2 protein-coding genes are annotated in these 1,712 nt (G+C 36.2%); both read right to left on the bottom strand.

The annotated features are described in order from the left end of the window. The coding region (locus tag RQ763_RS11650; RefSeq protein WP_314153161.1) for a diguanylate cyclase domain-containing protein at positions 1–1,284 on the bottom strand (1,284 nt) is incomplete at its 3' end. Between the two features lie 59 nt (positions 1,285–1,343). Next, a partial coding sequence (locus RQ763_RS11645) for a magnesium transporter MgtE N-terminal domain-containing protein (RefSeq protein ID WP_314153159.1) occupies positions 1,344–1,712 on the bottom strand: 369 nt, incomplete at its 5' end.

Raw genomic sequence — 1,712 nt, 5'->3', positions numbered from 1 at the left:
CTCTATAATAATACCAGTCTCCTCTGAAATAGGTATAAATTCATCAGGAGATATAAAACCAAGCTGTTCACTGCTCCAACGGGCAAGAACTTCGCACCCTATAACCTTGCCTTTAAAATTTAACTGAGGCTGGTATACAAGTGTTATCTCTCTATTTTCAATGGCAAAGTGCAAAAGCCTCTCAACTGAAAGCTTTCTCTCTATTCTGATAGAGAGCTCATTGTTAAACATAATAACACTGTCTCTGCCTTTTGCCTTTGCTTCATACATGGCAATATCAGCCTCTTTAATCAGCGTAGCAGCGCTAAGCGTAGGCTTGTCAATAATGCTTACTCCAAGACTAGCACTAATGTAGAGATGATGATCATCTATTATATATGTCTGTTTTACACTATTTAGCAACTTCTTTGCAAAAACTTCTGCATCTGCAACGCACTCGTCTTTTGTTTTAAATTCAGCACTGAGTATGCAAAACTCATCACCACCCAGTCTGGAAATATTTCCGTTATGCTCTTTTGTAAGATCTTGCATCCTCTCTGAGACCTCTATAAGCAGTTTGTCCCCTATATCATGCCCCAATGCATCGTTAATAGTTTTGAAGTGATCTAAATCAATAAGTATAAGATACATATATTTATTGCTACTTTTTTGAATTTTTATAGCGTCTTCAAGCAAATCTATAAAGTGGCGTCTATTCCCGAGTTTCGTCAGGTAATCTCTGTATGCCTGCGCATGATTTTTTATTAGGTAGTTATATGTATTTCTTGAACCGTATAAGAGAACCCATGCAAGAACAAGCGTAAGCACGGCTATTACATAAGAGTAAAACTCTCCTATAAAAATAAGGTAAATTGTAATTGGAAACATTGATGAGATAAGGATTAAAACTGCCAACCTTTTTTCTGAAACAAGAATGGTGGTGGCAACTACAGAGACGCCGAGCTGGGTAAAGATTGCCAGATAGTGAAGTTGTAAATTATCTCGGGCGATATAGACCAGAAACATTATCGTCCATGTTGAGAAATAGAAAAAGATAAAATATCTTACCTTGCCTAACCACTCCTCTTTTTGTTTAATCGTATACTCGTTATCAGCGTATGCCCTATAGAGAACGTACCCTCTGTATGAAACACCGAGGACTAAGAGGTACCACAATATTTCTATAAAATATGATTCATATACTATGCCAAATATTACATAGGAGAAAGCCGTTGTGGAAAAAAGTGCTATTAGTACGAGGATTTGTCTATGCATAAAATCGTAAAAACTAATATTTTTAAGCACTAAAAACCCTTACACCTAATTACTCTCAATCAATTCTAACTAAGATTTCTTAATATTAATTATTTTGATAACAGCAAAGTCAATTCTGATGCTCTTTTTGCATCCATTTTACTCAAAATAGTTCCGACTGTTTTTGGTTTTAAAGAAGTAAGTATAGCTGCGGCGTCTTGGGGTTCCATCTCTGAGAGTACGCTTGCCGCACTTGCAGCTTTCATTTTTGCAAAAGTCTCGGACATTTTGTTCATCTTGACACTTTTTATCTCTTTTAAAATCTCTTCATTTTTTTTGAGCATTCTTTTTATAGTACTCTCTTTAATTGAGATTTCTGCCAATTTTTTCTCAACCACCTCTTCATCTTGAGAAACCGTTACTTCTCTTTTTTTGAGCAGCTCTTCCGTTGCCGTCTTTAGCGCGCTAAGCGCCTGTTT

It is taken from the genome of Sulfurimonas sp. (assembly GCF_032250635.1).
Classification (GTDB): domain Bacteria; phylum Campylobacterota; class Campylobacteria; order Campylobacterales; family Sulfurimonadaceae; genus Sulfurimonas.
Note: the sequence above shows the minus strand (reverse complement) of the source record. Positions and strands in the feature narration are given on the sequence as shown.